Origin of the sequence: Muribaculum sp. (assembly GCF_029051885.1) — a bacterium.
GTDB lineage: Bacteria > Bacteroidota > Bacteroidia > Bacteroidales > Muribaculaceae > Muribaculum.
Map to the genome: position 1 here is coordinate 1 of NZ_JAIDKI010000077.1, position 13,221 is coordinate 13,221.

Genomic DNA, 13,221 nt, shown 5'->3' on the forward strand with positions numbered 1-13,221 from the left:
TCTCAATACAACTCCTTGACGGAACAACTCCGTGGCCCGATTCAATGTATGTGGCTGCAACAGGAGTTTCTATATTAAACAGTTACCAGAAATTCAAGAGGCCTACAGTACTTGCACGAGAGGGAAATACATGGCGCGGAGAAATCCCAATGGAGCTGTCGCATTCAGACAATGCGTGCATCACAATAAAAAATGCAAAGGAGGGAATTGAAATCTATTTCTCTGCCGGAGTTGATCAGGAAGAGCCTCTGAATATAGAAATCACCCGTAACGGTGAATTAGACTTCTCAGTAGCTTCCTCCGGTGGAACCGGCTACATCGGAGCTATTGAGACAGAACAGCACGATGGATTGATAGATGCCAAGACACTGACAGCACGCAAGTATCGCAGTCGGTGCTGGGAAAGCAGTACACCTGATGAAATATACAGAAGTCGGTCATGGAGCAAGTATATCAACTACCAACTTGAATCAGTAATACCGACTATTTTCGACAGCACTTTATGTGACCACAACCTCCCGCAAGACAATGCAAAGATACTTACCGAACAACTTAAGCGGCTCTATTACATAGACAATATCATTTTTTATAAAGATCGGGCCGAATCATCCGGAGAAAAAAGAATACCGGAGCCACCGGTGAAATATCACGCAGCTTACCTGAAGGACTTAATTTTCAGTGATGAAGGGTTGCTTGACGATTGCTGGTATCCTACTACAATACCGTTTCTTGTATATATTCTACGCGACTCACCACTGCATATACAACCGATTGGCGAAACAGACATACCGACATGGATAAAAAGAACCAAAGTAGAAATCAGCAAAGTCATCGCTTCGCCCACACCACTCCTGATGACACTGCTCGCAACAACGTCTTATCTCATACAGATACAGGACCGGCGCATTCCGCTTACCGAGACACAGATCGAAAACATCAACAATTACTTCCGCGATGACCTCGGGAAAATAATACTTAGTCGCAATGCAATAATAGCCCGACAGGTAGCAAAGCTCGAATCCAATCTATACGACCTCTCCAAGTCTTCAGATGAATGGACTATCGAACAACAGCTTAAACAATTTAAAGACGAATCGATCATCGTTGCATTGTGGAGCCCGACATCTGTGCCGTGCCATGTGGCTATGCGCGCCATCGAACCGGCCAAAGAAAACATGTCGAAACGTAATATAAATTTTCTATATATCACAGATACGTCATCTTCTCCCGACGACCGTTGGACAAAATGTGCAAATCGGCAAGCCGGCACACACATCAGACTATCCGACCGTGAGTTTTCAAAACTTGCTAATAAATACGGCGTGAATGAGCTACCTGCATACCTCCTTTTTGACAGCAATCATCATCTCACCGACACAATTGCAGGTTTTACAGACATAGAGAGTTTCGCAAGCAAACTCAATGTCATATCATTCTAAGGGTCTGTTTAGAATCCTACAACAAAAAAGAGAGTCGGCATTTCTGCTGACTCTCTATCTGTAGCGGGATCGAGAATTGAACTCGAGACCTCCGGGTTATGAATCCGACGCTCTAACCAACTGAGCTATCCCGCCATTTGTGAGTGCAAAGGTAGCGCCTATTTTTGGATTTTCCAACAAATTCGGCAAAAAAATTAATACAAATTTTCATCATCCCTTTTGCCGATGGGGGAGAAAGCGCTTGTGGGGCATCATAACCCTTTAATCCTCAGTCGGGAAATTAATCACATCAAAGATTTGCATGTGTCAGAAAAATATACGACATTTGCAGTCAGTTTTTACGTGGGCAATCTGTGCCCTCTTACATATTATCACAGAATGATTACTATCACATTCCCCGACAAAAGCACCCGGCAGTATGAGCCCGGCACGACCCCGCTCCAGATTGCCGAGAGCATCAGCACCCGTCTCGCTCAGGACATTCTTGCCGCTACTGTCAACGGCGCTGAGTGGGATATATCACGCCCCATCACCGAAGATGCCGAGATAAAGCTATTCAAGTGGGACGATGCGGAAGGCAAGCACGCTTTCTGGCACTCGTCGGCCCACCTGCTCGCCGAGGCTCTTCAGGAGTTATACCCCGGCGTAAAGTTTGGTATCGGCCCTGCCATTGAGAATGGCTTCTACTACGACATCGACCCCAACGGCAACACCATCACATCGGCCGACTTCCCCGCTATCGAAGCCAAGATGATTGAGCTGGCCCAGAAGAAGGAGGCTATCGTGCGTGCCGACATCTCTAAGGACGATGCTCTCAAGATGTTTGGCGACCGTGGCGAGGAATATAAGTGTGAGCTTATATCCGAGCTTGAGGATGGCCACATCACCACATATACACAGGGCGCATTCACCGACCTGTGCCGTGGCCCGCACCTCCCCACCACCGCTCCCATCAAGGCTGTGAAAATCCTTTCGCTTGCCGGCGCATACTGGCGCGGCGACGAGAAGCGCAATCAGCTTGTGCGCGTCTACGGTATCACCTTCCCCAAGAAAAAGATGCTCGACGAGTATCTCGTGATGCTTGAAGAGGCCAAAAAACGCGACCACCGCAAGATTGGCAAGGAGATGGAACTGTTTGCATTCTCTCCTAATGTCGGCGCAGGTCTGCCGCTCTGGCTTCCGAAGGGAGCCGCTCTGCGCGACCGCCTCGAGCAGTTCCTGCGCAAGATACAGAAGCGCTACGGCTACCTCCAGGTAATCACCCCGCATATCGGCAACAAGAACCTTTATGTGACCTCAGGCCACTATGCCAAGTATGGTAAGGATTCGTTCCAGCCAATACACACACCCGAGGAAGGTGAGGAATATCTGCTCAAGCCTATGAACTGCCCTCACCACTGCGAGATTTACCGCAGCTCGCCACGCAGCTACCGCGACCTGCCCCTGCGTCTGGCCGAGTTCGGCACCGTATACCGCTACGAACAGAGCGGCGAGCTTCACGGTCTCACCCGTGTGCGCGGTTTCACTCAGGACGATGCCCATATTTTCTGTGCTCCCGACCAGATTAAGGACGAGTTCCTCAAGGTGATGGACATCATATTCTACATCTTCAAGGCTCTTAAGTTCGACAACTTCGAGGCGCAGATTTCACTTCGCGACCCCAATAATAAAGAGAAATATATCGGCTCTGACGAAAACTGGCATCTCGCCGAGAACGCCATTATCGAGGCATGTGCCGAAAAGGGCCTCAATGCCCGCACCGAGCTCGGTGAAGCCGCCTTCTATGGTCCCAAACTCGACTTCATGGTCAAGGATGCCATCGGACGCCGCTGGCAGCTCGGTACCATCCAGGTCGACTACAACCTCCCCGAGCGCTTCCAGCTCGAATTTACCGGTGCCGACAACCAGAAGCATCGTCCGGTAATGATACATCGCGCTCCGTTCGGCTCGCTCGAACGCTTTGTAGCCGTGCTTCTCGAGCACACAGCCGGCAAACTGCCCCTCTGGCTCGTGCCTGACCAGTGTGCCGTACTGCCCATTTCCGAGAAGTTCAACGATTACGCCCGTCGTGTGGCCGCCGAACTCAACGAGGCCGACGTACGTGCCATCGTCGACGACCGCAACGAGAAAATCGGCAAGAAAATTCGCGACAACGAGCTCAAGCGTATACCTTACATGCTCATCGTAGGTGAAAAAGAAGCACAAAATGATGAAGTTTCTGTAAGAAAACAGGGCGAAGGCGATAAAGGTACGATGAAAATCACTACCTTTGCAAAATATTTGACCGATGAGGTCGCCAGCATGATTAACCAATAACCCTACTGAATGGACAACAAACCATCTTATCCCTCGGGTCCGCAGAGAGGCGGCAACCGTCCACCCTTCCGCGGTGCTCCGCGTAAAGAAGAACCATATGCCATAAACGAGCGTATTCGTGCCCGCGAAGTACGCATTGTCGGCGACAACGTCGAAAATGGCGTATATCCCATTCAGCAGGCTCTGCGTCTTGCTCAGGAGCAGGAGCTCGACCTTGTGGAAATCTCTCCCAAGGCTGTGCCCCCTGTGTGCAAGATTCTCGACTACCAGAAGTTCCTCTATCAGCAGAAAAAGCGACTCAAGGAGCAGAAGGCCAAGTCGACCAAGGTCGTTGTGAAAGAGATACGTTTCGGACCTCAGACCGACGATCACGACTACAACTTCAAGCTCAAGCATGCCCAGGGATTCCTTAAAGAGGGTGCCAAGGTAAAGGCCTATGTGTTCTTCCGCGGCCGTTCAATCCTTTTCAAGGAGCAGGGCGAGGTACTGCTTCTCCGCTTTGCCAACGATCTTGAGGAGCTTGGCAAGCTCGAGCAGATGCCGGTGCTTGAAGGCAAGCGCATGACCATCATGCTTTCTCCCAAAAAGCCGACAAAGTAACACGCACACTTTCTGTCGCTTCCAGTGTAAATCCAGGCGCTCGCGCGCCACATCTACAAATACTTTAATTAACGAACAAAATGCCTAAGATTAAGACTAATTCCGGTGCCAAAAAGAGGTTCGCCCTTACCGGATCAGGAAAGATCAAGAGAAAACACGCTTTCAAGAGCCACATTCTCACCAAAAAGACCAAGAAGCAGAAGCGCAACCTTACTCACAGCGGCCTCGTGGCTACTGTAGACCAGAAGGAAGTACGCAACCTCCTCGCTCTCTAATCAGTGTCATCTGTGTGGGAGACATCCCGTTTTCTCCTGCTCTTGCAGGTAAATTCGTGATTCCGAAGCCCTGAGGGTTTCACCAACAAAATTTCATTAACCGAATGTTCAGCCCAAAGAGCTTTAGCCGCTGACGTTCAAAATCATTCAAAACAATGCCAAGATCAGTAAACCATGTTGCTTCAAGAGCACGTCGTAAGAAAATCCTGAAACTCACCCGCGGTTATTTCGGCTGCCGCAAGAACGTATGGACCGTTGCCAAGAATACCTGGGAAAAGGGTCTTACATACGCTTACCGCGACCGCAAGGACAAGAAGCGCAACTTCCGCGCTCTCTGGATTCAGCGTATCAACGCCGCCGCACGCGAGGAGAATCTTTCTTACTCAAAGCTCATGGGCCTCATCCACAAATCAGGCATCGCCATCAACCGCAAGGTGCTCGCCGACCTCGCCCTCAACAACCCCGCCGCTTTCAAGGCTGTTGTTGCCAAGGTTAAGGACGCATAAGCATGCTTGCCTGACGCGAGAATAGAAACAATAAGACTACGGTATGCTAAATTTCTTTGGCATGCCGTAGTCTTTGTTTTGCTACTGGCATACAAGGTATGCCGCGTGCCGGGCGTGGCTGCAATCTGCCGGGAAATCCGGAGGATAAGCCATAGTCAGGTATGAATCATAAACATGCTGTAGTTGTGAAAATGAGTTAATTTGCATTGCCGGATATTATCATAATACAAATGAATGTTAATATTGCTGAAGAATGCAGCCGCCCGATTCCTCCTCATCACTCCATTCTTTTTAAATTTGCAGAATGTGTGGTGGCGTATCGTAGCGCATCCCTTATCGGTATGCGTCCCTATGCCTCCGAATCAAGATAATAATTAACAAGATATATAGGTATGTCTAACATACTCACCGGTCTTATACAAAGGCAGGCGTTAAAATATGGCGATCGTGCGGCCCTGAGCTTTAAGGATGCGGCCACTCACCCGTGGATTGATATATCCTGGCGTGATTTCGCTGAAATGGTCGATAAGGCTTCAATGGCTCTCGAACGTCTTGGAGCAGTACCTGCCGACAATATAGGTGTATTCTCTGCCAACAGGCCGGGAGTCCTCGTAGCCGACTTCGCAGCATATGCCAACCGAGCAGCTTCGGTGTCGATATACTCCACAAGCAGCCAGGAACAGGTGGAATATATAATAAACGATGCAGGCATAAAGATACTTTTCATCGGAAATCAGGAACATTACGAGATAGCCAGAAAGGCCCTCGGAAGATGCCCGTCGCTCAAGCGTATCATCGCTTTCGACATGACGGAGCGTCAGCCCGACGACAACGACACCCTTACCTTCTCCGAATTCCTTAAACTTGGAGAGGAAGCCCCGGAAGAAAGTCGTAAGGAGGTACAGCACCGCACCGATACCGCGCTTCCGGAGGATATCGCCACTCTGATATATACCTCCGGTACTACCGGTGAGCCCAAGGGAGCCATGCTTCCCCACGGCTGTTTCTCGGCCTCACTCCCTATGCATGTCGAGCGTCTGACATCTATTTCCGATGCCGATACCTCGATTTGTTTCCTGCCGTTGAGCCATATATTCGAGAAGGGATGGACATATGTGTGTCTATATGTGGGTATGAAGGTATATGTTAATCTTGACCCGCGCGACATACAGAACTCAATCCGCGAGACCACCCCTACATGCATGTGCTCAGTGCCGCGCTTCTGGGAGAAGGTGTACGCCGCAGTGCAGGCCAAAATCCACCGCATGAACGCTTTCCAGAAGGTGATGGTAAAGCGGGCCCTTGCCGTGGGACGTCGCCGCAATCTCGACTATAAGCGTCTGGGACGCAAGGTTCCGGCATTGCTCGAGATGGAGTACCGATTCTTCGACGCGCGTGTGTTCACACCGCTCCGCAAAGTGATTGGAATCAACAACGGAAACATATTCCCGACAGCCGGTGCGCCATTGAGCGACACCATATGCGAGTTTCTCCATTCCTGCGGAATCAACATCATGGTAGGCTACGGACTCTCGGAGACTACGGCTACCGTCACCTGTTACCCTGCCGTTGGCTATGAGGTGGGCACTGTCGGGACTGTAATACCGCGTGTGCAGGTAAAAATCGGCGAGAACAACGAGATTCTCGTCAACGGACCCACGATAATGACCGGCTACTACAACAAGCCCGAAGCCACAGCCGAGGCTTTTACTCCCGACGGATGGTTACGCACTGGCGACGCCGGACGTATCGACAATACCGGAGCGCTGATACTTACCGACCGTATCAAGGACCTGTTCAAGACATCCAACGGAAAATATATAGCTCCGCAGGCTATCGAAAGCCGCCTTGGCGAAGACAAGTACATCGAGCAGGTGGCTGTTATCGGCGACCGCCGCAAATATGTGACTGCCATTATCGTACCTGCCCTTGATGCTCTGCGTGAATATGCTGAAAAGAAGAAGATAAGTTATAAGTCAATGGCCGATCTGGTGGCCAATTCCGAAATCAACCGCATGATTCAGCAGCGCATTGAGAAACTGGAAAAGGGCTTTGCCAACTACGAGAAGATAAAGCGCTTCACCCTCCTTCCAAAAGAATTCACTATGGAAGGCGGCGAGCTTACCAACACGCTTAAGATTAAGCGTCCGGTGATTAATACAAAATATGCCGACTTGATTGAGGCCATGTATGCCCAGTAAGGTAGCGCTTCTATAATTTTATCTCCCCCCCACAAAAAACAACGACTCCAATTCCCGCAATATGATAACCTACGACCAACTAAAGCAGGCTATAGAGCGCAAGGACGCGCTTCGACATTATCTTGATATAGACTCCAAACGTATCGAAGTGGAGGAAGAAGAGCTGCGCACTCATGTGCCCGACTTCTGGGAACATCAGAAAGAGGCGCAGGCACAGATGAAGAAAGTAAAGCAACTACATCAGTGGATTGACTCTTACGATGAAGTCGATAAGGCTGTCGGAGAACTCCAGCTTGCGTGGGACTTTCTTAAAGAGGGACTGGTCGAGGAGGAAGAGCTTGACCGCATGTATGCCGACCTTATCGAAAAAATCGAGGATATGGAGCTGCGCAATATGTTGCGCCGCGAAGAGGACTCGTTGGGAGCCGTATTGAAAATCAACTCCGGCGCCGGCGGTACCGAGAGCCAGGACTGGGCATCGATGCTTATGCGCATGTACCTGCGCTATTGCGAGGCCAGAGGCTACAAGACCGCAATCGCCAATATACTCGAAGGCGACGAAGCCGGCATAAAATCGGTTACAATCGAAGTCGACGGCCCCATGGCCTACGGCTATCTCAAGAGCGAGAACGGTGTACACCGCCTTGTCCGCGTTTCTCCCTACAATGCCCAGGGAAAGCGTATGACATCGTTTGCCTCAGTATTCGTCACACCGCTTGTCGACGATACTATCGAGGTGCATGTCGACCCGGCGTTGCTCAGCTGGGACACTTTCCGAAGCGGAGGTGCCGGCGGTCAGAACGTCAACAAGGTAGAGTCGGGCGTACGTCTGCGCTATCAGTTTACCGACCCATATACAGGCGAGAAGGAAGAGATTCTTATCGAGAATACCGAGACCCGCGACCAGCCCAAAAACAAGGAGAACGCCATGCGTCAGCTGCGTTCGATTCTTTACGACAAGGAGCTGCAGCACCGTCTTGCCGAGCAGCGTAAGATTGAGGACGGTAAGATGAAAATCGAATGGGGCTCCCAGATACGCTCGTATGTATTCGACGACCGCCGTGTCAAGGACCACCGTACAGGCTGGCAGACCTCGGATGTAAATGCTGTGATGGACGGCGAGCTTGACCCGTTTATCAAGGCATACCTCATGCAGTTTGCCCAGGAGCAGGACGGCGAGTGATATTCATGACATGTATCGGATAATAATATGTGTAAAGACAAGATAACCGTAGTAAAAGTCGGAGGCAAGATTGTCGAGGAGGCTGACACTCTCGACCGTCTGCTACGCGACTTCGCCGCCATCGACGGATTCAAACTTCTCGTGCATGGCGGAGGCCGTTCCGCCACAAAAGTCGCTACCGATTTGGGTATCGCCACTACTATGATTGATGGACGCCGTGTTACCGACGAGGCCATGCTCCGCGTGGTGACAATGGTGTACGGCGGTCTGGTCAACAAATCAGTGGTAGCGGGCCTGCAGGCTCTCGGAGTAGATGCTCTCGGCATGACCGGAGCCGACATGGATATAATCCGCTCGCGTCGGCGTCCCGTTACGGAATCCGGCATCGACTACGGATGGGTGGGCGATGTAGAGCGTGTCAACGGCGACGCACTTGCCACTCTTGTGCGCGGAGGTGTGGTGCCTGTAGTCGCACCCCTTACGCATGACGGCCTCGGCCACCTGCTCAATACCAATGCCGATACAATGGCACAGTCTGTAGCCACCGGTCTTACACCATATTTCGATGTGCGGCTGGTATTCTGCTTTGAGAAGCCCGGAGTATTGCGCGACGAGTCTGACGATGATTCGGTGATACCGGCCATAAATCCCGGTATGTTCGAGCAGCTGAAGGCCGACGGCACTGTTTCCGGGGGCATGATTCCAAAGCTGTCCAATTCTTTCGACGCATTGCGCGGAGGGGTAGGAGAGGTGGTGATAACCTCGGCTGCGGCGTTGGCGGATATCGCCGGAGGCACACATCTGACTCTATGAAAATTCGACGCCGGCCACAGAGGATTTGTGATTGAAAATAATTACCTTTGCCGACGTTTTGATTATAAACGTCGGCATATGTGGCTGTAGTAAGTGAATCTATGGAACATATGCTGTAAAATACATATTAGCGTGGAAACGAAGTATATTTTTGTGACCGGAGGCGTGGTGTCCTCCCTCGGTAAAGGAATCATTTCATCATCTCTCGCCTGCCTGCTTGAGGCACGTGGATTCCGTGTCACCATCCAGAAGTTTGATCCATACATCAACATTGATCCCGGCACACTCAATCCTTACGAGCATGGAGAGTGTTACGTTACCGTTGACGGTCATGAAGCCGACCTCGACCTCGGACATTACGAGCGCTTCACCAACATGCGTACCACGCGAGCCAACAATATCACTACCGGACGTATCTATCAGAATGTAATCGACAAGGAGCGCCACGGCGATTACCTTGGAAAGACCGTCCAGATTGTGCCTCATATCACCGACGAGATAAAGCGCAATGTGAAGCTCCTCGGTAATACCGGCAAATACGATTTCGTCATTACCGAAATCGGCGGTACCGTAGGAGATATCGAGTCGCTTCCGTTTATAGAGGCTATGCGCCAGCTGCAATGGGAACTCGGCCATGACGCCCTGTGCATACATCTTACCTATGTGCCCTATATCCGTGCGGCAAAGGAGCTCAAGACCAAGCCCACACAGCACTCCGTAAAGCAGTTGCAGGAAGTAGGTATACGTCCCGATATACTTGTGCTTCGCACCGAGCAGGAGATTCCGGTCGACATGCGCCGCAAAATCGCACAGTTCTGTAATGTTTCTGTCGATGCGGTAATACAGTCGGTCGATGTGCCCACCATATATGAGGTCCCGGTGAAGATGCATGAGCAGCATCTCGACGAGATTGTGATGCGCAAGATGGATGTGCCGGTGCAGGGCGAGCCCGACATGAAGTCGTGGATGCACTTCCTCCACAAACTTGAAAATGCCGAAGAGACCGTCACTATAGGTCTTGTCGGAAAGTATGTGGAGCTCCAGGACGCTTACAAGTCAATCAACGAGGCCCTGTTGCAGGCTGCCACCTACGGCGACCACCGCCTCAGTCTCGTGTATGTCCACTCGGAGAAACTGACCGACGACAATGTAGCCGAGAAACTCTCGGGCCTGGATGGTGTAGTCGTGGCGCCCGGCTTCGGACAGCGCGGCATAGAGGGCAAGTTTGTGGCCTTGAAGTGGCTTCGCGAGCACGATGTGCCTACCTTCGGCATATGTCTCGGCATGCAGTGTATGGTCATCGAGTTTGCCCGCAACGTGCTCGGACTGGCCGATGCCAACTCTACTGAGATGGATGTGCACACTCCCCACAATGTGATTGACCTTATGGACGAGCAGAAGTCGGTCACCGACAAGGGAGGCACGATGCGTCTCGGAGCTTACGATTGCCGCCTGGTGCCCGGCAGCCGTGTCGCCGCCGCCTACGGAAGCGAGATGGTAAGCGAGCGCCATCGCCATCGCTTTGAATTCAACAGCGACTATCGCCGCCGCTTTGAGGACGCAGGCATGAAATGTGTAGGGGAGAATCCCGCCACTCGCCTTGTCGAGGTGGTGGAGCTGCCTGACCATCGCTGGTATATCGGTACACAGTATCATCCCGAGTATTCGTCGACGGTACTTGCTCCCAACCCTATCTTCCTCGATTTTGTCAAGGCTGCGATAGAATATAAATCAGAAAAATCAAAAGAAAAAACAGAATAAAGAATACTGAATGGATAAGAACACTATGTACGGCATGCTTCTGATGGGTGCCGTGCTATTAGGATTTATGTGGCTGAATCAGCCGGAACCCCAGCCCGGCCAGGCCCCCGACATTGAGGTCACACAGGAGCAGGCCCAGGCTGCCGCCGACAATCTGCTTGCATCCTCTGCCGACTCTCTTACACGCGGTCAGCTTGTGATGCTCGCCGACGCAGTGTCACGCTATGGTGTGCAGGACAGCACCGGCTCTGGACGTATCGACCGCGACGGAATAGTGCTCACAGGCAATGGTACTGAAGTTACCGGACATGTGCGTGTCGACTCTGTAGATGTGCCTATAGGCATGCTTGCCAATCCGGCTATGGCGCTCAAATCATCTGCCGTCAGCGCAAAAGCCTATACCGATGCTGTGGCACGTGTGAAGACACTGCTTCGCGACCTTACCCAGTATCAGGGATTTGCACGATACCTTCAGGGCACAAACGATACTGTGCGCCTCGCCAACGACCTTATCTCGCTCGACATCTCTACCAAGGGAGCTATGATTGCCACTGCCGAGCTGTCAAAGTACGACAGTTTCCGTGGTGGAAAGGTGAAAGTGATTTCAGGCAATGACGACGCCTACTCGTTTATCCTCAGCTCGACCGACCGCGAGTTTGACACCCGCGATTTCTATTTCCGTCCCACCGAAGTCTCCGACTCTTCTGTCCTCATGAGCCTCGATCTCGGCAAGGGCACCGAGTTCGGACTGCGATATACCCTGCTCCCCGACAGCTATGTAGTGCGTCTCGACGTCGAGCAGAAAGGCATGCAGAGCATTATCCCTTCCAATGTCGTTACCATGGACTTCGTATGGAAACAGCGCATGATACGCCAGGAGGAGGGACGCATGTTTGAGGAACGCAATTCTGCTATTTTCTACAAATATGCCGGAGGCGATGTCGACAATCTCAGCGAGACCTCGTCCGATTCCAAGGAAATCAATGAGCCTGTCAAGTGGATGGCGTTTAAAAATCAGTTCTTCTCGATGGCTTTCATCGGTCGCACTCCGTTCAACAACGCTGCCCTTCAGTCTACAGTGCTTTCTGTAAACGATGATGCCGATTACCTCAAGGAGATGGAGGCTATATCTACACTCGACTACAATCCCGGTGCCGAGCGCCCGGTGTCGTTTGATATCCTTATCGGCCCCAACCTCTATCCGATGCTGAGCGATGTCGACAAGGAGCTTTATCCCGACGACGATCTTGACCTTACCGAGCTGGTGCCGCTGGGATGGCCTATCGTGAGGTGGATAAATACCCTGATTGTTATTCCTGTATTCAACATTCTCGGTTCGGTATTCAGCAACTATGGCATTATAATCCTCATCCTCACTATATTCATCAAGCTCATTCTCTTCCCCTTTACCTATAAGAGCTACATGTCTCAGGCCAAGATGCGACTGCTCAACCCTGAGATTCAGGCTATCAACGAGAAATATCCCGGTCAGGAGAACGCTATGACCCGTCAGCAGAAGACCATGGAGCTTTACTCCAAGGCCGGAGCCAATCCTATGGCCGGATGTCTGCCGATGCTTCTCCAGTTCCCCGTGCTGATAGCAATGTTTGCCTTCTTCCCCTCGTGTATCGAGCTGCGCGGCCAGTCGTTCCTTTGGGCTAAAGACCTTTCGGCTCCTGACGCCATACTCACATGGTCGGGCAACATACCTCTGGTGACAGAATATTTCGGCAATCACCTGTCGCTCTTCTGTCTGCTTATGACAGTCACCAACATCATCTATACCAAGTTCACAATGGCCAACCAGCCATCATCTTCGGCTATGCCGGGCATGAAGTGGATGATGTATCTGATGCCGTTGATGTTCCTTGTGTTCTTCAACAATTATGCCGCAGGTCTGTCTTACTATTACTTCCTTTCGCTCCTTATCACCATCGTGCAGATGTACATCTTCCGCCACGTGGTAAATGAGGACAAGATGCGCGCCAAGATGGCCGAGGCCGCCAAGAAGCCCCGCAAGAAGAGCGGCTTCATGGCCCGTCTTGAGGAAGCTCAGCGCCAGCAGCAGGCCATGCTTCGCGAGCAGCAGAAGCGTCAGGGCGGAGCCGGCAAGCGCCGTTGAAACTG

10 protein-coding genes and 1 tRNA gene are annotated in these 13,221 nt (G+C 51.5%); 10 read left to right on the forward strand and 1 reads right to left on the reverse strand.

Translation table 11 applies throughout. The features are described 5' to 3' along the window. Positions 1-1,439 (forward strand): TlpA family protein disulfide reductase (locus tag K2I50_RS03310; protein WP_301024824.1); only part of this gene is annotated, 1,439 nt, incomplete at its 5' end. A gap of 61 nt (positions 1,440-1,500) precedes the next feature. Here the strand turns inward: K2I50_RS03310 and K2I50_RS03315 are convergent. After that, a tRNA-Met gene (locus K2I50_RS03315) sits at positions 1,501-1,574 on the reverse strand. Positions 1,575-1,817: 243 nt separating this feature from the next. Here K2I50_RS03315 and thrS point away from each other — a divergent pair. The 9 genes from thrS to yidC all read left to right on the forward strand — a co-directional run bounded on the left by thrS (position 1,818) and on the right by yidC (position 13,216). Further along, complete coding sequence (thrS, locus tag K2I50_RS03320) at positions 1,818-3,755, forward strand: threonine--tRNA ligase (protein ID WP_301024825.1); 1,938 nt, start codon at positions 1,818-1,820, stop codon at positions 3,753-3,755. A 9-nt stretch (positions 3,756-3,764) separates the two neighbouring features. After that, positions 3,765-4,355 (forward strand): translation initiation factor IF-3, encoded by a 591-nt coding sequence (gene infC / locus K2I50_RS03325; RefSeq protein ID WP_301024826.1) that lies wholly within the window; start codon positions 3,765-3,767, stop codon positions 4,353-4,355. 80 nt (positions 4,356-4,435) lie between these two features. Continuing rightward, on the forward strand, positions 4,436-4,630 hold the full coding sequence (gene rpmI, locus K2I50_RS03330) for a 50S ribosomal protein L35 (protein WP_068959707.1): 195 nt from the start codon (positions 4,436-4,438) through the stop codon (positions 4,628-4,630). A 155-nt stretch (positions 4,631-4,785) separates the two neighbouring features. Then, complete coding sequence (rplT, locus tag K2I50_RS03335; protein ID WP_068959708.1) at positions 4,786-5,136, forward strand: 50S ribosomal protein L20; 351 nt, start codon at positions 4,786-4,788, stop codon at positions 5,134-5,136. Positions 5,137-5,528: 392 nt separating this feature from the next. Next, positions 5,529-7,337, forward strand: coding sequence for an AMP-dependent synthetase/ligase (locus K2I50_RS03340; protein ID WP_301024827.1), 1,809 nt, complete (start codon positions 5,529-5,531; stop codon positions 7,335-7,337). Between the two features lie 61 nt (positions 7,338-7,398). Beyond that, complete coding sequence (gene prfB, locus K2I50_RS03345; RefSeq protein ID WP_301024828.1) at positions 7,399-8,520, forward strand: peptide chain release factor 2; 1,122 nt, start codon at positions 7,399-7,401, stop codon at positions 8,518-8,520. 27 nt (positions 8,521-8,547) lie between these two features. Next, positions 8,548-9,333, forward strand: a complete 786-nt coding sequence (argB, locus tag K2I50_RS03350; RefSeq protein ID WP_301024829.1) for an acetylglutamate kinase — start codon at positions 8,548-8,550, stop codon at positions 9,331-9,333. A 132-nt stretch (positions 9,334-9,465) separates the two neighbouring features. Then, positions 9,466-11,094 (forward strand): CTP synthase, encoded by a 1,629-nt coding sequence (gene pyrG / locus K2I50_RS03355; protein ID WP_301024830.1) that lies wholly within the window; start codon positions 9,466-9,468, stop codon positions 11,092-11,094. 10 nt (positions 11,095-11,104) lie between these two features. Then, positions 11,105-13,216, forward strand: coding sequence for a membrane protein insertase YidC (gene yidC, locus K2I50_RS03360; protein WP_301024831.1), 2,112 nt, complete (start codon positions 11,105-11,107; stop codon positions 13,214-13,216). The last annotated feature ends 5 nt before the right edge of the window (positions 13,217-13,221 follow it).

Excerpts from the sequence above, each read along its gene's own strand:
- rpmI (WP_068959707.1), top strand. The coding sequence starts at position 4,436 with ATGCCTAAGATTAAGACTAATTCCGGTGCCAAAAAGAGGTTCGCCCTT.
- thrS (WP_301024825.1), top strand. The coding sequence starts at position 1,818 with ATGATTACTATCACATTCCCCGACAAAAGCACCCGGCAGTATGAGCCC.
- yidC (WP_301024831.1), top strand. The coding sequence starts at position 11,105 with ATGGATAAGAACACTATGTACGGCATGCTTCTGATGGGTGCCGTGCTA.
- K2I50_RS03340 (WP_301024827.1), top strand. The coding sequence starts at position 5,529 with ATGTCTAACATACTCACCGGTCTTATACAAAGGCAGGCGTTAAAATAT.
- argB (WP_301024829.1), top strand. The coding sequence starts at position 8,548 with ATGTGTAAAGACAAGATAACCGTAGTAAAAGTCGGAGGCAAGATTGTC.
- rplT (WP_068959708.1), top strand. The coding sequence starts at position 4,786 with ATGCCAAGATCAGTAAACCATGTTGCTTCAAGAGCACGTCGTAAGAAA.
- prfB (WP_301024828.1), top strand. The coding sequence starts at position 7,399 with ATGATAACCTACGACCAACTAAAGCAGGCTATAGAGCGCAAGGACGCG.
- infC (WP_301024826.1), top strand. The coding sequence starts at position 3,765 with ATGGACAACAAACCATCTTATCCCTCGGGTCCGCAGAGAGGCGGCAAC.